Here is a 19,828-nt window from a genome sequence, read left to right on the forward strand (position 1 = left end):
AACTAAGCATATTTTCCCCAATTTGCAACAAGCTATGAACAGATCATTTCAGAGGTGGTTTGTCATGGATCATTGGGTCTCAATCATTCCGTTTATTGTTGTGATTATATTGGTGATTTTCACGAAACGCGTCTTAACTTCTTTGTTTATTGGATTAATTGTCGGCGGCTATTTGCTTCAACCGCATGTGGTTGGCGGTATGCAAGCTGTTATTGACCACCTTGCAAAGGCTCTCGGCGATCAGAACAATCTTAAGGTCGCGGCGTTTCTATATCTTTTTACTGCACTTGTAGGTGTCATCAAACATGCCGGCGGAATCAAAGGGTTTGTCAGATGGGTCAGTGACCGCATTAAAACAAAGCGTGGAGCGCTGATAATCACATGGTTGTCAACACTTGCCACATTTAGCGCGCCAAGCTTCAGAATGGTTACCGTTGGGCCAATTATGCGGGCCCTGCTTGATAAAATCAAGATGAGCGCCAAGGAATTAGGGTTTATCATTGATTTGACCGGCACCAATGTTATTGCCCTGATTCCAATTGCGACGGCATTTGTTGGATATAATACATCCATTATTAATCAAGCGCTGAAATATCAGCATATACATCAAGATCCTTATATGCTATATATTAGGAGCATCCCGTTTAATTTTTTTGCTTTTTCCATCATTTTCATTGGGATTTTCTTAAGTTTTTTTCACCACTCTAAGAAGAAAGTGGAAAAAAATAAAGATCCGCAAAACTTAAAACAAGCGGAAGCGAAAGGGTGGCAGGATTGCCATCCTGTCGTAGCAAAAGATCTGCCTGAAAAGCCGCTTAATCTGGTTATACCGCTTATTCTGGTTATCGGCCTCACTTTAGTGCTGACTTGGTACAGCGGCTACGCCAAGGGATACCATAACTTTTTTAAAGCATTTATTAAAGCCGATGTTTTAGATGAAATGCTCGTGGCATTGATTGTGACCATTATTGTCTCGTTTATTCTGTTTATGTTTCAAAAGTTTAAGCTTGATAATCTTCTTAAAGATTTTATTAACGGCGGCAATGAACTCATGAATGTTGTGATTTTACTATCAGTGATTTGGGCTTTATCACTAGTCACTGATGAGCTTGGCTTTTCAAGTTTCGTTAGCCATCATGTCAGCTGGATACCCAAATCTTTTGTTCCGCCTGTATTATTTGTGCTGGGGGCAGCCATCGCCTATTTTATTGGATCATCGCTCGGCACTTGGGGCATTTTAATGCCGCTTGGCGTTTCCTTGGCACACGTTTCGGGGGCTTCGCTTCCGCTCGTCATCGGGGCTGTCTTTGCCAGCGGCGGCTTCGGAACGTTTTCGTCGCCGATAAGCGACGACACAAACACAATGGCGGGCATTTTGGATCTTGAAGTTGTGTCTTATGCGAAATATAAATTGAAAGCGGGTCTGATTGGAGCCGCCATTGCCGCAATTGCCTATGGTGCTGCCTCATTTTTTATCCATTAACGGATGTTTTATGATATGATCGCATAAATTGTTCTGGAAAGGTTGTTTCGTTTGAATACTGCTGATATGAGAAAAAGCATCATTTCATGTCTCTGTTTAGTTATTGTTTTTTGCGTGTTGGGCTATTTAACAACAGTATCTTGGTTTATTGATTTTGACAAACAGCTTTTAAATCTGTTAAATGGCGTAAGATTCCCAGCCGTTATTGATTTTTTTAAATTTATGACCTTGATGGGATCTACAAAAGTGATCTTCCCGGTTGTTGTCATCGCTATTATATTTCTGTTATTTTTACGGCGCTCAGTGAGTGCTGTGGCTGTATTATTCGGCTTTTTCGGTGTTCGCTTATTAAATATTGTGTTAAAAGGGGTTTTTATGCGCGAGCGGCCATCGGGACATCACTATGTTGAGGCATCCGGATACAGTTTTCCGAGCGGACATACAATGAATGCGATCGGGGTATATGGGATTATTGCCTATGTCCTTTACAGGATTTTAAAAAATCAAACACTTAAATGGGCCGCCGCTGTCATTTTTATGCTGCTTATTCTATTGATTGGCCTTAGCCGTCCGATTCTCGGTGTTCATTATTTTAGTGATATAGCCGCCGGTTATACAGCTGGAGGGATCTGGCTGATTATGATGACAATGATCGTGAAAAAATATGAAAAGGAAAGAGCAATAGAGCATTAGGTGCATAAAACCAAACCTTTCATCAGAAAATAATGTCAAGAAAAGAAGGGAAGGGTTTGGACTTATGCAGAGTAACCAAAAGCTCATTAATTTTTTGAATCAAGAATTGTCTAACTTACATGTGATGTATGTGAAGCTCCATCGTTACCATTGGTTTATTCAAGGAAAACATTTTTACGGTTTGCATCAGTTATTTGAGGATCTTTATGAGGAAATAGCGGATGATCTCGATGAAGTGGCTGAAAGAATTTTGTCAATCGGCGGAAAACCGCTCGCTACGATGGAAAAGTATCTTAAGGAAGCCACCTTGAAAGAAGCAACTGCTGACGATAAAGAAGAAGAAATGATGAAGCAGCTTTGCGAGGACTATGTCCAAATCATCAATGAAATAAAAGATACAGGCGTTAAATTAGCTGAAGAAGAAAATGATCAGCCTACTGCTGACCTTTTTAATGAATTGCAAGGAAAATATGAGAAGCATGTCTGGATGCTTCGGGCGTTTCTTGCTTATGAATAAGAAAAGCGGCCGCACCCTTTAAGTTCTTTGTAAGCTTAAAGGGTGTTTTCTATTTACGGGCGCGTCCCAATAGTATATTTTCTGCCGTGCAGCCGGCTGTTTTCAATTATTTGACTATCCATTTTTTCTCTGATAAAATTCGTATAGAATTTCCCAATCATCCGATGTTTGGAGGTTTATTTATGCCGCTAAAAAAAGCCGCACGTTCATCTCTGGTTGATCAGGTAGTCAGCCAATTGGGATCGTTAATAGAATCAGGCCAATGGCCGCTTGGCGAAAAAATCCCCCCTGAACCTGAATTGGTTGAACAGCTTGGTGTCAGCAGAAATACGGTTAGGGAAGCAGTACGCGCTTTAATATATACAGGCATGCTGGAAGCCCGCCAAGGCGATGGTACATATGTACGTGCTCAAACCGATTTCGGGGCTGCCATGGAGCGCCGTTTGCAGAAATCCAATGTGCTTGAAACGATGGAGGTCCGTTCCTGCCTGGAAAGAGAAGCGGCAAGGCTGGCTTCCTTAAGACGAACACGAGAAGACATTCAAGATCTGCGCGACAGTTTGGCAAAGAGGGATGAAATTTTTGAGAAAAGCGATAATCTCGAAGAACAAGTGAAAGCAGATATAGAATTTCATAATGCCGTTGTGGCAGCATCCCATAACAGTGTTCTTATTGATCTTTATAAATACATGTCAAAGACGATACAAACATCGATCAGCAGTACAATGTATGGTGACGCCAAATTATGTGAACAAAATAACCAAGCTCATCATAAACTTGTCGAAGCTATTATTAATCAAGATCCAGCCGCTTCAGTGGAGGCTGTGCGCACCCATATAGAAACCGCGTCCCAAGTTGCATTGCAAAAAGAACAGAAAGAAGGCCAAATATGAACATGAACCATAATCAGACAAAGAAAGCTGCGTCATTTAAGCGTAAGCATATATTGATAATATTGGGGATTATGCTTCTTGCGGCTAACTTGCGCCCTGCACTGACATCAGTCGGACCTTTAGTCAGCAGTATACGCGGCGATTTGCATTTATCCAATAGTGCCGCAGGTTTGATTACAACACTGCCGCTGATTGCATTTGCCGTAATGTCACCGCTGGCGCCGAAGCTGGGCAAGAAATTTGGAAATGAACGGGCATTATTTGCAGCACTTATCTTCTTAATTCTTGGTTTATTAGTTCGTTCGTCGGCATCCAGCAGCTTGTTGTTTATCGGCACGGCTGTACTTGGACTTGCGATTGCTGTTTGTAATGTATTATTGCCGGGCTTGATTAAGCAGCAATTTTCTGAAAAAGTCGGACTGATGACAGGCATATATACGACAGCAATGGGATGTTTTGCGGCTCTGGCATCGGGAGTCAGCGTTCCGCTAGCGCATGGGTTAGGATTTGGCTGGAGAGGCTCGCTCGTCTGCTGGACTGTATTAGCCGCAGTGACTGCAATCATCTGGATGCCGCAGCTGCGAAATCATGATAAGCCTAATCAAAAAACAACAAATAGAGGTGAAGCCGGAGGATTATGGCGCTCACCGCTCGCTTGGCAAGTCACATTATTTATGGGGCTGCAATCATTAGGTTTTTATGTCACGGTCGCTTGGCTGCCGGTTATTCTTCATGACAGGGGTCTGAGTGTAACAACCGCGGGATGGATGCTGTCGCTGCTGCAATTTATCAGCGTGCCGGCTAACTTCCTGATGCCGATCATCGCTGACCGCCTGCCTCATCAAAAATGGCTGGCAGCTATAACAAGTTGCTTTTATATTTTTGGGTTTGGAGGATTAATGATCAGCTCCACATCATTAGTTCTAGTATGGGTTGTTTTAATTGGCCTTGGCCAAGGATCCGCAATCAGCTTAGCGCTATTATTATTTGGGCTGAGGACGCAAAATGCCCAACAAGCATCAGAACTTTCCGGTATGGCTCAGTCTATTGGCTATTTGCTGGCTGCCGTTGGTCCCTTTTTGTTTGGATTTCTGCGGGACTTAACGCATACTTGGGTCATGCCGCTATCCTTCCTGGTTATTACAAGCGTCATCATGCTTATCTCCGGCATTGGCGCGGGACGAAACAAATATGTGTGGGCTGACTCCGCGGGCGATGAAGATCATAGGAATACTGTAAATTATTCTGATGCTTATAAATAAAAAAAAGAAGACCTGCTAAAGTATGAACTGAAAGACAGTTGATACTTAGAGGTCTTTTTTTATGCTGTCATACAGTACAGATTAAAAAACTTCTTTGCCGTTTTGCGTCGAGAGGGGGCTTGTCTTCGTTGAATCGTTTTCTAAGCGTGTGATCTTCATCTTCAGCTGGATAGACAAAACATTAAGTCTGTGTTCCAGCCGAATGTCTTCTTTATTGCGGCCGTTTAGTCATGCGTTTTGCCTTTTCGTTCCGGTTCATATCGAGGATTTTATTCCGAACATCATCGGGGATAGCGTGATGATCTTGCTTGATAAGATTTTCGTCTTGGTTTGAAACAGCTGAATCAGTCATTTTTCGTTTAGCCATAATCTGTTTCCTCCTTTTAGTCATAGGTTTTGAAAGAGATTCAAAATTCATTCCCGCAATAGTTAAAAATATGAATAACGGTGCATTATGGCAGGTGATTGATCGAACGCTTGGTATTGTCCCTTTAAGTAAAACCGGATTAGTTCTATGTAAATGATTTATTACTTAGCATGGATCCTTATCCCATTGCCCCACTTTAGTAAAAACTTCTGCAATAATATTAAGGTTTGATACTCTTTTTTTGATAAGAATATGGTGAATATAGGGAATTTTTTATTTGATTTTAACCATATGCTGGCGTAACCTTTAGCTATAAAAAAAGGCTTTCGTATTTCAAGACATTCTATATCCGCCAATGAGTAAGATGACATATCGTTTTCCTGCTGTTCTTTATTAATTATGGTTAATTTTTTCTTCGTAATGACTAATTGATAACGATCCGCAAAGGTTATTAATTCAATCAATCATAACATCTTCTTTCGGAACTTTTTTGTTTAGATATGACTCATATAATCAAAAATGTTTTTTCCAATAAGAAAAATTGTTACTGCGATAAACAAAACTCTGACATATGATACGCCTTTTTTGATTGCAAAGTTTGACCCGACTAAAGCGCCTAAGATCATGGCGATGCCCATCGGGATACCGTAAGAAAAATGAATAACGCCTAAATGCAAAAACATGATAAGCGCTGCAATATTGCTGGCAAAGTTAAGAACTTTTGCGTTGCCCGCTGATTGGACAAAATCAAAGCCAATCATCAAAAAAGAAAATAGCAAAAAGGACCCAGTGCCGGCTCCGAAAAATCCGTCATAAAAGCCAATACTAAAGATCGCGAACGAAAAAAGGATGCTTCTTCTCCAACTCATTCCTTTGTATCGCGAAACCTTTCCCCAATCTTTCTTTAATAGGGTATAGCCGGCAACAGCAATTAATAAAAATAAAACCAATGGTTTCAATATCTCTGAGGATATATGCTTAACAACATATGCGCCAAGGAAAGAAGCAGCAGCTGTTAATGGGAAAAGCTTAGATACGAGTGAAAAATTGACTTTTCCAGATCGCATAAAGGAAATTGTGCTTGTCAGAGACCCCATTGAACTGGCTAATTTATTAGTGGCAATAGCAGTCGAAGGCGGCAGTCCCGCAAACATTAAAGCGGGTATTGAAATTAATCCTCCTCCGCCTACCACTGAATCAACGAAAGCAGATAAAAAACCAGAAAGCACTAAGAAACCTAAGGTATACGTGTTAATATCTTCCATATATCTTCCTCCAGTATAAAATCAGCTGCTGGACCGCAATATTTGGAGGTTTCAACAGCAAGATAATGAACATTCTATTAAGTAGTGTTCACTTCAGTGGTGACTATGCATCAATATTATCAAACTAATTTGAATTTGTGAATAAAGAATATAGGATGAAATGAGACATTATACGACATTTATTAGACAAGTCCTTTAGAGACGTTTAAAATATATAAAAATCATGATTTACAGGCTTTAAGGTATGATTTTTTTTGTAAAGGAAGGGAATTTATGTGAATGATATTTCAGAAGCACTTCAGTTATTAGGTTTCAACCAATATCAGTCAAAAACATATTTAGCTTTAGTTTATTTAGGAACATCCAGCGCTTACCAAGTCAGCAAACAATCCGGTGTTCCCAGATCCCGAATTTACGAAGTGCTGGAAGGGCTAGAACAAAAAGGTGTTGTCATAAAGGAGGAAGTCAACGGTACGGTACAATATTCTCCTTTGCCGGTTGATGTTTTCTTAGAATCCATTAAACAGCAATGGGAAGAAACCTATTCATCTGTAAAAAAAGAATTAAAACGTTTTGAGAAACAAGATCTAAAAGCTGATCCTCGTGTGACAACGATTAAAGGCGGCGAAAATATTCTTTCATTTTGCCGTACTTTGCTTCGCCGGGCTAAACATAGAATAATAGTGTCTATCTGGGATGCCATGTACGAACATCTTGCAGATGATTTGCGAATGAAACAAGAAAACTGCAGCCTTAAAGGCATTGTCTTTCAAGTTGAGAATCCATTGCCAGATCTGGTGGTTCATCGTCAAACTGATTACATAGACAATATTGGCGAAAACAAATGGTTTATTATTTCGATTGACGGGAGGGAAATGATTTACGGTCATCCAGTAGAACGGAACGGGAATGCTTTTTATACAGATGATGTTGTTCATGTCTCATTATTAGAAAATTATATTTGGCATGATGTGCTTGTGAACCGATTAGTTGAGCAGAGCAGGGAAAACTTGCAAAACTGGATTTCCAGTGAAAGAAAGAAGTTTTTTAAGTTATAGCCAAAGTTAAAGTAATGAAATGTGAGAATTCCTGCTTTGAAGTATTTTAGTATATTTTTGCTTGATGACCGCCATTATAGTAAAATAAAAGAATCTGATGAATATATTTAGGAGGAGTTTCATATGAAAAAAGGCTCCATTACAATGGAAAATGGCGATAAAATTCTTATTGAATTTTATCCTGAAGAAGCGCCGAATACAGTTGCTAATTTTGAAAAGTTAGCAAATGAAGGCTTTTATAATGGATTAACTTTCCATCGCGTTATACCTGGCTTCGTATCCCAAGGCGGATGCCCAAGAGGCAACGGAACCGGGGATGCCGGCTATACGATTAAGTGCGAGACAGAAGGCAATCCGCATAAGCATCAGCAAGGCGCTTTATCAATGGCGCATGCAGGAAAAGATACGGGCAGCTGCCAATTCTTTATTGTTCATGAACCGCAGCCGCATCTTGACGGTGTACATACGGTATTTGGACAAGTAACAGAAGGTATGGACACAGTCCTGAAAATGAAAAACGGCGATGTGATGTCCGAAGTAAAAGTTTGGGATGAATAAAACGAATAACCATCACTGGCAACGCTTCTGCGAAAAATGCAGGAGCGTTTAGTGTTTAAACGTCATCAATAAAACTTCGATTGAAAAGTCTAAAAGGGGGCCTGCATAAGGCTGGGGCTCTAGAGCGCAAGCCTCGCTGACTCACTCTGTTTGCAGTCTTCCTTTGCGCACTTAAACGATTGTCATGCTCTTGCGGCAGCGCCTAATATCATGATGCTGCCAAAAATTTAGACTTTAGCTAGTTCTCCTCTTTACAACAATCTTATCCATCCCATGATTGCAATGGTAAAAATAATCACCCACAAAGCTAAAATTCTGAAGGATCTCGGAATAGCCATCCACATTTCTAGTATTCTTTTTGAGATTTTATCCAAGTTTTCCTCCTTATTGTTATGATATTTATTAGTCATTTTTTCACCCTTAGTGATTAGTATTTTCATTTCCTATGAAAGGCTTTGCTTTTTCCAAAGCTTTTAATCTTCATAGTTAATAGCATGAGATGCCATTTTCATACAAAATCTCATTGATCCCATTAACAGTTTCAATTATAAAAAGTATTGGCGCGGCAGTCATTTTGTTAATATATGTTTGGTCATTAACTTTTAGGGCGATATTTGTTTGCCTTTAACCATACCTATGATAGTATTTATGCTGCGGCAGATACTCTTTTAGCTTACGGGAAGCCGACTCCTGTTTGCCGGCACGACGCCAAGCTTTTCTATTATCGCGCCGAGTGTTTTCATGGCTCGTTTTTACGAAGCGGGATAAAGATTTATAAAGTGGGCAAGTTTTAAAAGCCTTTTGATGAGGGCTTTTGTATCCAATCAATTATTATAATATTTATTTAATTTGTATAATTATGAATATATAACCGGTAAAAATATTCTAGCAAAAAAGCAGGAAAACACCACGTAAAGCAAGAAATGATGAAGATGAATGGGGTGAGATAAAGATGAATACAATTGTCAGTATGGAATGGGTAAGAGAACATTTAAATGATGAAAATGTTGTTATTGTCGATTGTCGTTTCCATTTGCAGGATCCAAACAAAGGTTATCACGAGTATAAGGCGTCGCATATTAAGGGCGCAGTCTATTTTGACCTTGAAAGGGATTTATCCGGTCCTGTCAGAAAGCACGGCGGGCGTCATCCGCTCCCAGATACTACACAATTAGCGTTTAAATTAGGCGATGTTGGTATTGACCATAATAAAACAGTGGTTGCTTATGATGACGAAAACAGTTCCATCTCGGCGGCCCGTTTTTGGTGGCTGCTAAAATATATGGGGCATGACAAGGTATATGTTATGGATGAGGGATTTTCGTCTTGGGTTGAAAAGGGTTATCCGACAGATGATAAAAAATCTATCAAAACGCCAACGCAATTTATACCGCATGTTCGCGAGGAAATGGTCATCAAGCAAAGCGAAGTTCGAGAGCAAATAAAAAATCCGGATGATGGCTGGGTTTTGATTGATGCTCGTGGAGAAGAACGTTATTCAGGCAAGGTAGAGCCGATGGATAAAAAAGCCGGTCATATTCCCGGGGCGGAAAATTGGTTTTGGAAAGATAATATCGCTCAAGGCGGCAAATGGAAATCTGCTGAGGAACTGAAAGAAAGATTTGCACCCCTTAAGGATAAAAAGTCAATCACGGTTTACTGCGGATCAGGGGTAACAGCTTGCACAAATATATTAGCCCTCTATGAAGCGGGCCTAACAAATGTTAAGCTGTATCCGGGCAGTTGGAGCGACTGGATCTCATACAGTGAAAATCCTGTTGAAGCAAAATAAACTGTAAGCGTTTAATTATCGAAGGTTACTAGCCGTTTAAAAAAAGGTGAATATGATAAAAAAGAAAAGATGAGCACGGCATCGTGCTCATCTTTTCGGTGAAAGTGCACCCTGCACTTTAAGGCGGTTATCAACATCGTGTCGCCGAGGCGCCGTATTTGTCATTTAAATGGTTCTTGAAAAACTCTTTTTTGGACGGCGGTGTCACATCCGGATGATGTGTTTTTAAATGTTCCACATACGCTTCGTAATCCGGCAAATGAGAAACGCCTTTACCAATTTGACGTAAAATACATGCGCCTTTTTTTATGCTGTTAAATAAATCCCCCATCATGCTACACCTCATTAAGCTGGGTTTGAACAAAAGGCTCTTCGGCTGTTTTGATTTGTTTTTTGCTAACAAGGACTTTATGCCAAATCCGTATGGCATCTATTAAGACACCAATAATCAATAGCATAAATAAGGCTGTCAGCACAGAATTTAACTGGTTGTTAAAAATCACCTGCTTGGCTGCGGCTTCCGACGGAATATTAGCCGGCAAGCGGCCGCTTTCAAGCGCTTGTTTGGTCACGCTTGCTTGTTTTAGAAAGCCGACGCTCGGCACTTTAGAGAAAAGCTTTTGCCATCCTGCGGCAAATGTGACAGCTATTAACCAAATCATCGGGATAACCGTTACCCAGCAGAATTTTGTTTTGCCCATTTTTATAATGACCGTCGTCGCGACAATTAAGGCAATCACCGAAAGCATTTGGTTCGTAATCCCGAATAAAGGCCATAAGGTATTAATTCCTCCAAGCGGATCTGTTACGCCTGCAATAAGGAAGTAGCCCCAACAAGCCACAACAATTGCGCTGGCTACTAACCCTGCCGGAAGCCAGTCTGTACGGCCCATAGGTTTCCATACATGTCCAAGCAGATCTTGAAGCATAAACCGGCCGACCCTTGTTCCTGCGTCAATAGTCGTTAAAATAAAGACCGCTTCGAACAATATAGCAAAATGATACCAAAACGCCATTAATCCATGACCGCCAATAATTTTTGAGAAGATTTGAGACATGCCGACAGCGAGTGAAGGCGCGCCTCCCGTACGAGATAAAATTGACTGTTCATCGACATGGTGAGCTATTTGATTAATATCGGCTGCTGATATGGTAAAACCCCATGATGAAATCGTTTGAGCAGCATGATGAATATCGGCGCCAATAGCTGCAGCCGGCGAGTTAATGGCAAAGTAGATGCCTGGCGACAGCAATGCGGCGGCAACCATAGCCATAATCGCTACAAAAGATTCAGTGAGCATGCTGGCGTAACCGATCAGCGGCGCATGTGTTTCTCTGGCGATCATCTTCGGTGATGTTCCTGAAGAAATCAAAGCATGAAAACCGGAAACGGCACCGCATGCAATGGTAATAAATAAGAACGGAAAGAGATTTCCCGAGAATACCGGACCGGTTCCATCAACGAATTTTGTAAGGGCCGGCATTTGAATTTCCGGCAATACTATAATAATGCCAATGGCTAACAGGCCGATGACGCCAACTTTTAGAAACGTACTCAAATAATCTCGCGGTGCAAGCAAAAGCCATACCGGCAAAACTGAAGCGAGAAAGCCGTAAATAATCATCATAACGGCAATTGTTTTGCCGCTGAGAGTAAAAAGCGGCGCTAATAATGCTGAATCTGCGACCCATTGCCCACCGAAAAGGGCTGACATTAACAAGATAAATCCGATAATAGATGCTTCGCCGACATGACCAGGGCGTATAAATCGCATATAAATCCCCATAAGAAGAGCAATAGGGATTGTCATGGCAATGGTGAATGTTCCCCAGGGGCTTCCGGTTAAGGCGTTTACAACAACCATGGCTAATACAGCGATTAAAATAACCATTATTGCAAAGATTCCGACGAGTGACAGAAAACCTCCGAACGGCCCGATTTCTTCCTTAGCGATTTCGCCAAGCGATTTTCCTTTGCGACGCATAGAAATAATAAGAATAACGAAATCTTGAACCGCACCGCCAAGTACGGCGCCCGCGATGATCCAGATCGTCCCCGGAAGATAGCCCATTTGCGCTGCAAGCGTTGGTCCGACAAGCGGCCCTGCGCCGGCAATCGCTGCAAAATGATGCCCGTATAAGACCCATTTATTTGTAGGAACAAAGTCTTTGCCGTCTTTGTAACGTTCAGCAGGCGTTGCATTATTCTTGTTTAAACCAAAAACTTTCTTGGAAATAAATCTAGAATAAAAACGGTAGGCAAATGCATACGTACAAAGAGATGCGACGACAAACCATACTGCATTAATCTGTTCGTGCCGGGCCAAAGCGATAACAGATAAGCTCATTCCGCCGGCTAAAGCCACGATAGTCCAAATCAGTGCTTTTAACCCGGCAAATCCCTTTTTTAACGGGACTTTTGGCTGAGTCTCCATATAAAACCGATCCCCCTTTTCTCCACCAATTGAAATTAGTTCATAAGTTCTACAAAATTATACTATATGACTGTTCCAATTATCAATAAATATTAAATTTTTGCATTTATCATTCGCTTTCCTTGCGAGTGCGAATGTATATTCTTGTTTTTGTGATATCATTTAAAAATAGATTGGAAGGATTATTCTTATCTATCAATTCCTGTGGCTGTTCCTAGCTGGGGAAAGATGAGATAATATAAGAATAATATTTCTTTGGACGGAGGTATAGGCAGGTATGTCTTTACGGTTTATACTCGGTCGAGCGGGTGCAGGAAAAACAAAACTTTGTTTTGAAGAGGCAAGAAACACTTTGAAAAAAAATCCCGACGGACCTCCCCTCATCTATTTAGTTCCTGACCAAATGACTTTTGATACGGAATATGCAATGGCGAAAACACCTGGTCTAAAAGGCATGACACGTTTTCATGTTTATAGTTTTTCACGATTGGCGATGCGGGTTCTCCAGCAAGCAGGCGGCATGACCAGGTACCACTTAAATCAAACGGGTATGATGATGCTGATTCGCAAGATTATTGAACATCACAAAGACGAACTGCGTGTGTTCCAAAAGGCTTCGGAACAGAAAGGCTTTTATGATGTGCTGCATACGGCTATCACGGAATTTAAGCAATATTGTCTGACGCCCGGCGATTTATTTCGAAAGTATCAGAGGCTGGAAAAGGAAGCCGGAGATTCAGGAGAGACGCTTTTAAAAGACAAACTTTATGACATGCAGTTCATTTACACACAGCTGGATCAGGCGCTGCTAAACAAATATATTGATTCAGAGGATTACCTTAGGCTGTTCATAGAAAAAGCTGGACAAACTACGTTTTTCCAAGATGCTGAGGTATGGGTGGACGGTTTTGACAGCTTTACCCCCCACGAAATTGAGGCCCTTGTTCAACTGATGAAGCAAGCGAATCAAGTGACAATCACGTTAACTGTTGATCAAGCTTATGACAGTTATTATCCAGGGGAGCTTTCATTATTTAGAAAAACTGGCCAAACCTACCGCCAAATTAAAGAGGCGGCAAAGGAACATGTCATTGATATTCAAAATCCTGTCATCTTGAATGAAACTGTGAGGTTTAACGAGCCCGCGCTCAGCCATTTAGAGAAGCATTATGAAACCCGGCCTGCAGTAGAGTCATATTCCGGACAAGCCGTTTATTTGTCTGAAGCGGTGAATCGCAGGGAAGAAATCGAACAGGCAGCCAGAGATGTCCTTGCATTAGCGAGGGATGAAGGCTTAAGGTTTCGTGACATAGCCCTTCTTGTTCGTGACTTATCTGTTTACCGCGAATTAATTGAGACCATTTTTAAAGATTATCAGATTCCTGTATTTATTGACCAGAAGCGTCCGATGAGGCATCACCCGTTAATTGAGTTCATTCGCTCAGCGTTAGATGTTATTCAACAAAATTGGCGCTATGAACCTGTTTTTCGCTGTGTAAAAACAGATTTGCTTTTCCCTTTTGATTCGGATCTTCCGGCAATGAGAGAACGAATGGATTTACTAGAGAATTATTGTATCTCCCATGGCATTTACGGGAAGGCCTGGAAGCAAGACAAACCTTGGATATACCGGGAGTACAAGGGATTAAGGGAAAAGGATGCGAAACAAACAGCCGGCGAGCTGGCTTTTCAAAAAGAGATTAATCAGCTTCGCACCCTTGTCGGCAAACCGCTCTTGGCATTTGAAACAAACATGAAAAGTGCGAAAACGATTCTTGATCAATGTACGGTTTTATATGATTTCCTTATCGAGTTGTCGATCCCGGAAAAGGTTGAACGCTTAAGGAATGAAGCCGAAGCCCAAGGCCGGCTTGATGAGGCGAGAGAGCATGACCAAGTATGGGAAGCGGTGATGAATTGTTTGGATCAATTTGTTGAAGCGGCCGGTACGGAAGAGATGTCTTTAGATATATTTTCCAAAGTGTTGGATACTGGCTTGGACTCGCTTTATTTTGCATTAGTGCCTCCTGCGCTTGACCAAGTTCTGGTAGGAAGCATAGACAGAACGCGCTTATCGAATACAAAAGCCGTATTTGTCCTCGGCGCCAATGAAGGGATTTTGCCGGCTAAGCCTGTCGAGGACCATGTGTTTTCTGATGAAGACCGGGCATTGCTTGAAGACTATGGCATTCACCTTGCTGAAGGCGCCCGTTCACAAATTCTTGATGAAGAATTCCTGATTTATCGGGCTTTAACGAGTGCAAGTGACAAGTTATTTATTTCCTATCCATTAGCGGCGGAAGATGGGAATTCTTTAATGCCTTCTCCGCTCATTGCCAGATTGAAGTTAATGTTTCCTGATATTAATGTACGGTTTATTACTGCTGAGCCCCATGAAGCTCCGGAAGAACAGCAGCTGATGTTTGTAACGACACCGGGTAAAACCGTGGGAAGGCTCGCCTCGCAAATACGGCAATGGGATAAAGGCTACCCGATTGCCAAGTTATGGTGGGATGTATACAACTGGTATACCAAAAGCGATCAATGGTCTGGAAAAGGACGGAAAATACTTGGCAGTTTATTCTATCAAAATCAAGAAAGGCTTCATCCTGATCATGCCAAGCAATTATACGGAACTTCCATTCGGGCGAGTGTTTCTAGAATGGAAAGGTTCAATGAATGTCCTTTTAAGCACTTTGCATCTTACGGGCTTCGTCTCAAAGAAAGAGAAACTTATCGTTTAGAGGCGCCGGATATCGGTGAATTGTTCCATTCTGCTATAAAGCATATGACAGAAACATTAATGAAAGGCAAAAAATCTTGGGCTGACGTTTCTGTCAGCGAATGTGAAACGATGGCTGCTGAAACTGTTAATCAGCTGGCGCCAAAGCTGCAAAGAGAGATTCTATTAAGCTCGCATCGCCACCAATATTTGCAGCATAAGCTCGAGCAAATTATCATCCGAGCTGCAAAAGTGATGCGAAAGCATGCTCAAGCAAGCGGATTCTCTCCGGTTGGGCTGGAGCTTCCGTTCGGTCCCAATCAGCCGATTCCGCCTTTAACATTTGAGCTAGAAAATGGCTGCAAAATGGAATTGGCGGGAAGGATTGACCGTGTGGATAAAGGAGAGGGCAAGGATGGCCTCTTGCTTCGGATTATTGATTATAAATCCAGCAAAAAAGATCTCAATTTGACTGATATATATTATGGGCTGGCCTTGCAAATGCTTACCTATTTAGACGTTGTCTTAACTTTTGCAAAAGATTGGCTCGGTACAGAAGCAACGCCGGCGGGAGTTCTATATTTCCACGTGCATAATCCAATGCTTAACGAAACTGAGAAACTGACAGAAAGCGATTTGGAACAGAAATTAATAAAAGAATTTAAAATGAAAGGACTTATTCTGGCGGATGAAGATGTTGTGAAGTTAATGGATCAAACATTTGCCTCCAAATCAGATATAGTGCCCGTACAGATAAAGAAAGACGGCGGATTTACGAAATACTCATCTGTTGCTGATAACGAGTCTTTTCAAGCTTTAAGAAAATACGTCCGGCAAGTTATCAAAGACGCCGGCGTCAGAATTACCGAAGGAAATATCCAAATTTCTCCTTATAAGTTCAAAGGCCAAACCGCTTGTCAATATTGTTCATTTAAATCAGTCTGCCAATTTGACCAGTCTCAAAACGATAACAATTACAGGTTGTTAAAAAAGGAGAATGACGAAGACATCTTAAAAATAATGGTGGATAGAGGTGTTAATGGTGGAGATGCAAAAGAGTAAACCGGCCAACAGCCAATGGACAGATGAACAATGGCAGGCGATTACTGAAACGGGGCAAGATATCTTAGTCGCTGCCGCGGCAGGTTCTGGTAAGACAGCAGTCCTTGTTGAAAGGATTATCCGTAAAATAACGGATCCTGAAAATCCGATCGATATCGATCGCCTATTAATTGTTACCTTTTCAAATGCAGCGGCTGCCGAAATGCGTTCAAGAATAGGAAAGGCTTTGGAAAAAGCGTTAAGTGAAAACCCTGGTTCATTATTCTTAAGAAGACAGTTATCCTTATTAAATAAAGCATCCATTATGACATGCCATGCCTTTTGTCTGTCAGTTGTTAAACGCTACTATTATTTGCTTGACCTGGACCCATCATTTAGGATTATCGATGAAACTGAAGGCGAATTGCTTCGCGAAGAGGTGATGGAAAGCTTATTTGAGGATTATTACAGCAGGGAAGATCACGAGTTATTTTACGGACTTGTAGACCGCTATTCCAATGATCGAAATGATTCTGATTTACAAGAGTTAATATTAAAGATTTATCATTTTTCTGGAAGCCATCCATGGCCGGAACAATGGCTGGATGAAATAGGCAGCGCTTATCACGCAGAAGGATTGTCAAGCATTGAAGAATTGACGTGGACGAAAGACATTAAAGCGGCTATTAAAAGGCAGTTACTAAGTCTATTAAAGGTATTAGATCAGGCGGAAGCGCTTTGCAATGAACCCGGCGGACCAACCCCTTATTTAGATAATATCAGAGAAGACAGGGAACTTATCCAAAGGTTAGCCGATGTCAGCAGTCAAAATTGGGAAGCCTGTTATAAGGCGTTTCAAAATATCAAGTTTAAGAGATTAAAGTCCTGTAAAGGCGAGGATTTTATTGAAGGATTAAAAGACCGGGTGAGTCTTTTAAGGAAATCAGTCAAAGACCAAGTGACGAAAATCCAGGAAAACTGGTTCAAACGTTCCCCGGAAGCCTATTTGCAAGATTTGCAGGAAATGGCCCCGTATGTTGACGAGTTGATTCATTTGGTTAAAGAGTTTTCAGACCGCTACCGTTTAGCGAAATTAGAAAAAGGCGTTGTTGATTTCTCCGATCTGGAACATTATTGCCTGAATATTTTACGAGACAAGTCGGCATCTCCAAGTGAAGAGCTTCCCTCATCCGTTGCCGAACAGTATCGTGCTCAATTTGAGGAAGTTTTGGTTGATGAATATCAAGATACGAACTTAGTCCAAGAAACAATTCTCCAACTGATCAGCAGGGATCAAGCGCTTGGCGGAAACTTATTTATGGTGGGAGACGTCAAGCAAAGCATTTATCGCTTCCGCTTAGCTGAGCCTGGCTTGTTTTTAACTAAATATAAACAATTCGGCACTCAGCGTGGAGCGGGATGTAAGATAGACTTAGCCAAAAATTTTAGAAGCAGGCAAGAAGTCATTGATGGGACGAACTTTATTTTTAAGCAAATCATGGACGAAGAAGTTGGCGAGATTGATTATGATGAGCAGGCTGAACTTAAGCTTGGCGCATCTTACCCGGAGGCGCAGCATCCTGCCGAATTAGTCATTATTAATCGGAAAAATAACAGTGAAGAGGCGGATAACGGCGGTACAGAGGATTGGAAAGCAGCTGAGCTTGAGGCCTGTCATATTGCTGAGAAAATCAAAGAATTAATCGGCAAAACGCCTGATGAAGCGATGCACGTTTACGATAAAGATTTGAAGCGGAACCGGCCGATACAATTTCGTGACATTGTCATTTTAATTCGTTCAGCTAAAGACTGGGCGCCGGTCATGATTGATATTTTAAAACAGCAGGGGATACCGGCGTATGCTGAACTTTCAACAGGCTACTTTGATGCGGTTGAAGTATCCGTTATGATGTCCTTGCTGAAAGTGATTGATAACCCGTACCAGGATATTCCATTAGCAAGCGTCCTTAGATCTCCTATCGTTGGTCTTAATGGAGATGAACTTGCGAAAATTCGGCTCAAAGAAGCAAAAAAGCCTTATTATGATGCGTTAAAAGCGTATTTAAGAGATCACCATGATTCATTAGCAGATAAGGTCAAGCTTTTCCTAGAACAGTTGCAATCATGGCGAAGCAGGGCGCGTTCCGGAGCGCTTGCCGATCTTATATGGCAAATTTACCGGGAGACCGGCTATTATGATTATGTAGTCGGCCAAGCAGGCGGCAATCAAAGACAAGCTAATTTGAAAGCTTTGTATGACCGGGCCCGCCAATACGAGAGAACATCATTCCGGGGGTTATTTAGATTTCTGCGGTTTATTGAACGCATGCGGGAACGCGGCAGCGATTTTGGCGAGGCCAGGGCGCTCAGCGAACAAGAAGACGTTGTACGAATAATGACGATTCATAAAAGCAAAGGGCTTGAATACCCAGTTGTTTTTGTTGCTGGCCTAAATAAACAATTTAATGAAAGCGATCTTCGCGAGAAAGCCCTGCTCCATAAAAATTTAGGATTTGGGACAAGAAATATTAACCCGGAGCAAAGGCTTAGTTTGCCGACCCTGCCGTTTTTGGCGATTAAGCAGAGATTGTCGGAAGAATTGTTAGCTGAAGAGATGAGGGTATTATATGTTGCGCTGACTCGCGCAAAAGAAAAACTATACTTGATCGGAACGGTTAATGACGCGGAGAAGGCCATCAATAAAAAATGGGGATCGTTCATCCGCGAATATTCTCGGTTATTGCCGGCGTTTAACCGGCGTCAAGGCAAATCATATCTCGATTGGATCGCCCCTGCTGTTATTCGCCATCATCAAGCAAATGCTCTACATGAAATAGCTCAGGATCAGCCCGATAAAACAACGATTTCCTTAGATCGATCATCATGGGTTACACAAGTGGTTCAAGCAAATGAATTGCTGTCCGACGAAAGCGCCTCTGATGAAAAAGATCAAAAATGGCAGCAAATAACCCAATGGGAACCGGTTCAAACAAGCGGAGAACATATTAAGGAAATTAATGAGCGGTTAACTTGGCAGTACCCTTATCATAAAGCGGCAAGCTTTATGGCTAAACAAACAGTAACAGAAATAAAGAGGCAGCAGGATTATTTTAATGAAGGTTTCGATCAGGCCATGCTTAGTCATTTCCGGCAGCCGATCGGCGACAGGCCGCGCTTCTTGCAAAAAGAGCTGTTGTCCGCGACAGAAAAGGGAACCGCAATGCACATGATGATGCAGCATGTCGATATTTCCCGAGAAATATCTCTAGCTTCACTAAAAGAACAAGGCGCCGCCTGCCTGGCTAATGAATTGATGACCCCTGAACAAGAAAAAAGCCTGGATTATCAAGCGATTCTTCGATTTTTTGAATCGCAAATAGGGCAGCGGGTGATCAATGCAGCAAGAGTCGTAAGGGAATGTCCTTTTAGTTTAGTGTTGGACACCAATGACATATACTCTGATTGGCAAGATGAAGAGAATGAGCAGATTCTTGTCCAAGGGGTCATTGATTGTCTGATTGAAGATGAAGAAGGACTGACGCTTATCGATTATAAAACAGACCAAGTGGCTGATCGGTATCCGACGATTGAAGAAGCAGAACAACAATTGAAACACCGATATAAAAAGCAAATGGCTCTGTATAAAACTGCGATTGAACAAATTTGGAAGCGGAAAGTTCAAACGGTTGGGCTTTGGTCTTTTGATATTGGACGTTTCATTGAAATCGGAGAGGAGGAATAG

At 41.6% G+C, this 19,828-nt stretch carries 16 protein-coding genes; 10 read left to right on the forward strand and 6 right to left on the reverse strand.

Going from position 1 to position 19,828, the window contains the following annotated elements:
• Positions 1-64 precede the first annotated feature (64 nt).
• The 5 genes from JOD45_RS00590 to JOD45_RS00610 all read left to right on the forward strand — a co-directional run bounded on the left by JOD45_RS00590 (position 65) and on the right by JOD45_RS00610 (position 4,848).
• Positions 65-1,483: a Na+/H+ antiporter NhaC family protein gene (locus tag JOD45_RS00590; protein WP_205001864.1), complete on the forward strand. Its 1,419-nt coding sequence runs from the start codon at positions 65-67 to the stop codon at positions 1,481-1,483.
• Positions 1,484-1,534: 51 nt separating this feature from the next.
• Positions 1,535-2,176 carry a phosphatase PAP2 family protein gene (locus JOD45_RS00595; protein WP_205001866.1) on the forward strand — a complete coding sequence of 214 codons (642 nt, stop codon included), beginning with the start codon at positions 1,535-1,537 and terminating at the stop codon, positions 2,174-2,176.
• A 64-nt stretch (positions 2,177-2,240) separates the two neighbouring features.
• The gene (locus tag JOD45_RS00600) at positions 2,241-2,693 is read left to right on the forward strand and encodes a Dps family protein (RefSeq protein ID WP_205001868.1); all 453 of its coding nucleotides are present in this window, start codon (positions 2,241-2,243) and stop codon (positions 2,691-2,693) included.
• A 182-nt stretch (positions 2,694-2,875) separates the two neighbouring features.
• On the forward strand, positions 2,876-3,586 hold the full coding sequence (locus JOD45_RS00605; protein ID WP_205001870.1) for a FadR/GntR family transcriptional regulator: 711 nt from the start codon (positions 2,876-2,878) through the stop codon (positions 3,584-3,586).
• Positions 3,587-3,588: 2 nt separating this feature from the next.
• Entirely contained in the window at positions 3,589-4,848 is a 1,260-nt protein-coding gene (locus tag JOD45_RS00610; RefSeq protein ID WP_205002173.1) for a CynX/NimT family MFS transporter, read from the forward strand.
• Positions 4,849-5,059: 211 nt separating this feature from the next.
• On the opposite strand, the gene JOD45_RS00615 is transcribed toward JOD45_RS00610, so the two are convergent.
• From JOD45_RS00615 to JOD45_RS00625, 3 genes are all read right to left on the reverse strand, one after another.
• Positions 5,060-5,215 carry a hypothetical protein gene (locus JOD45_RS00615; protein WP_205001872.1) on the reverse strand — a complete coding sequence of 52 codons (156 nt, stop codon included), beginning with the start codon at positions 5,213-5,215 and terminating at the stop codon, positions 5,060-5,062.
• A gap of 161 nt (positions 5,216-5,376) precedes the next feature.
• Positions 5,377-5,679: a hypothetical protein gene (locus JOD45_RS00620; RefSeq protein WP_205001874.1), complete on the reverse strand. Its 303-nt coding sequence runs from the start codon at positions 5,677-5,679 to the stop codon at positions 5,377-5,379.
• 30 nt (positions 5,680-5,709) lie between these two features.
• Positions 5,710-6,480: a TSUP family transporter gene (locus JOD45_RS00625; RefSeq protein ID WP_205001875.1), complete on the reverse strand. Its 771-nt coding sequence runs from the start codon at positions 6,478-6,480 to the stop codon at positions 5,710-5,712.
• A gap of 275 nt (positions 6,481-6,755) precedes the next feature.
• Between JOD45_RS00625 and JOD45_RS00630 the strand changes: the two genes are divergently transcribed.
• Together JOD45_RS00630 and JOD45_RS00635 are read left to right on the forward strand one after the other, a co-directional pair.
• Positions 6,756-7,538 carry a TrmB family transcriptional regulator gene (locus tag JOD45_RS00630; protein WP_205001877.1) on the forward strand — a complete coding sequence of 261 codons (783 nt, stop codon included), beginning with the start codon at positions 6,756-6,758 and terminating at the stop codon, positions 7,536-7,538.
• A gap of 123 nt (positions 7,539-7,661) precedes the next feature.
• Positions 7,662-8,096: a peptidylprolyl isomerase gene (locus JOD45_RS00635; RefSeq protein ID WP_205001879.1), complete on the forward strand. Its 435-nt coding sequence runs from the start codon at positions 7,662-7,664 to the stop codon at positions 8,094-8,096.
• A gap of 251 nt (positions 8,097-8,347) precedes the next feature.
• Here JOD45_RS00635 and JOD45_RS16700 read toward each other — a convergent pair whose 3' ends face one another.
• The gene (locus JOD45_RS16700) at positions 8,348-8,470 is read right to left on the reverse strand and encodes a hypothetical protein (protein WP_275583898.1); all 123 of its coding nucleotides are present in this window, start codon (positions 8,468-8,470) and stop codon (positions 8,348-8,350) included.
• A 578-nt stretch (positions 8,471-9,048) separates the two neighbouring features.
• Between JOD45_RS16700 and JOD45_RS00640 the strand changes: the two genes are divergently transcribed.
• A complete protein-coding gene (locus JOD45_RS00640; protein ID WP_205001881.1) occupies positions 9,049-9,888 on the forward strand; it encodes a sulfurtransferase in 840 nt (279 codons plus the stop codon).
• A 130-nt stretch (positions 9,889-10,018) separates the two neighbouring features.
• On the opposite strand, the gene JOD45_RS00645 is transcribed toward JOD45_RS00640, so the two are convergent.
• Both JOD45_RS00645 and JOD45_RS00650 read right to left on the reverse strand, forming a co-directional pair.
• On the reverse strand, positions 10,019-10,219 hold the full coding sequence (locus tag JOD45_RS00645; protein ID WP_205001883.1) for a YbdD/YjiX family protein: 201 nt from the start codon (positions 10,217-10,219) through the stop codon (positions 10,019-10,021).
• 4 nt (positions 10,220-10,223) lie between these two features.
• Positions 10,224-12,323 (reverse strand): carbon starvation CstA family protein, encoded by a 2,100-nt coding sequence (locus JOD45_RS00650; protein WP_205001885.1) that lies wholly within the window; start codon positions 12,321-12,323, stop codon positions 10,224-10,226.
• A gap of 277 nt (positions 12,324-12,600) precedes the next feature.
• Here JOD45_RS00650 and addB point away from each other — a divergent pair, with 277 nt between their 5' ends.
• Both addB and addA read left to right on the forward strand, forming a co-directional pair.
• The gene (gene addB / locus JOD45_RS00655; RefSeq protein ID WP_205001887.1) at positions 12,601-16,107 is read left to right on the forward strand and encodes a helicase-exonuclease AddAB subunit AddB; all 3,507 of its coding nucleotides are present in this window, start codon (positions 12,601-12,603) and stop codon (positions 16,105-16,107) included.
• Entirely contained in the window at positions 16,085-19,828 is a 3,744-nt protein-coding gene (addA, locus tag JOD45_RS00660) for a helicase-exonuclease AddAB subunit AddA (protein WP_380897456.1), read from the forward strand. Before addB ends, addA begins: the two co-directional genes overlap by 23 nt.

This window comes from Scopulibacillus daqui (assembly GCF_016908855.1).
GTDB classification, from domain to species: Bacteria; Bacillota; Bacilli; order Bacillales; family Sporolactobacillaceae; genus Scopulibacillus_A; species Scopulibacillus_A daqui.

Bases quoted from the DNA above. Each gene is read 5' to 3' on its own strand.
- JOD45_RS00590 (WP_205001864.1), top strand. From the start codon at position 65: ATGGATCATTGGGTCTCAATCATTCCGTTTATTGTTGTGATTATATTG.
- JOD45_RS00600 (WP_205001868.1), top strand. From the start codon at position 2,241: ATGCAGAGTAACCAAAAGCTCATTAATTTTTTGAATCAAGAATTGTCT.
- JOD45_RS00605 (WP_205001870.1), top strand. From the start codon at position 2,876: ATGCCGCTAAAAAAAGCCGCACGTTCATCTCTGGTTGATCAGGTAGTC.
- JOD45_RS00610 (WP_205002173.1), top strand. From the start codon at position 3,589: ATGAACCATAATCAGACAAAGAAAGCTGCGTCATTTAAGCGTAAGCAT.
- JOD45_RS00615 (WP_205001872.1), bottom strand. From the start codon at position 5,215: ATGGCTAAACGAAAAATGACTGATTCAGCTGTTTCAAACCAAGACGAA.
- JOD45_RS00625 (WP_205001875.1), bottom strand. From the start codon at position 6,480: ATGGAAGATATTAACACGTATACCTTAGGTTTCTTAGTGCTTTCTGGT.
- JOD45_RS00635 (WP_205001879.1), top strand. From the start codon at position 7,662: ATGAAAAAAGGCTCCATTACAATGGAAAATGGCGATAAAATTCTTATT.
- JOD45_RS00640 (WP_205001881.1), top strand. From the start codon at position 9,049: ATGAATACAATTGTCAGTATGGAATGGGTAAGAGAACATTTAAATGAT.
- JOD45_RS00645 (WP_205001883.1), bottom strand. From the start codon at position 10,219: ATGGGGGATTTATTTAACAGCATAAAAAAAGGCGCATGTATTTTACGT.
- JOD45_RS00650 (WP_205001885.1), bottom strand. From the start codon at position 12,323: ATGGAGACTCAGCCAAAAGTCCCGTTAAAAAAGGGATTTGCCGGGTTA.
- addB (WP_205001887.1), top strand. From the start codon at position 12,601: ATGTCTTTACGGTTTATACTCGGTCGAGCGGGTGCAGGAAAAACAAAA.
- addA (WP_380897456.1), top strand. From the start codon at position 16,085: ATGGTGGAGATGCAAAAGAGTAAACCGGCCAACAGCCAATGGACAGAT.